Source organism: Alkalibacterium sp. MB6, assembly GCF_009935905.1.
Lineage (GTDB): Bacteria > Bacillota > Bacilli > Lactobacillales > Carnobacteriaceae_A > Alkalibacterium.
The window spans coordinates 1-321 of the sequence record NZ_PREX01000088.1; the positions used below are offsets into that span (position 1 = coordinate 1).

Genomic DNA, 321 nt, shown 5'->3' on the forward strand with positions numbered 1-321 from the left:
GGCTGCGGGTGAATACCTGCACAAAATGGGTGTACCTGAAGAAGACTTCAACTCGTACGCAACCCATCGTGGTGACCATTTAACGGCACAACGTGCAACCTTTGCCAACCCGAAACTGTTTAATGAAATGGTAGTCCGTTCCGATGGCACCATTAAGCAGGGTTCAAAAGCGCGTGTCGAGCCAGAAGGCGAAGTGATGCGTATGTGGGAAGCGATTGAAACCTACATGAACCGTAAGCAACCGTTGATCATTATCGCGGGTGCTGACTACGGTCAGGGTTCAAGCCGTGACTGGGCGGCGAAAGGTGTGCGTCTTGCAGG

The 321-nt window shown here is 52.3% G+C and carries 1 pseudogene; it reads left to right on the forward strand.

The window, feature by feature from the left end:
* Nucleotides 1–321: pseudogene (locus C3945_RS11795) on the forward strand (aconitate hydratase); the annotation flags it as partial.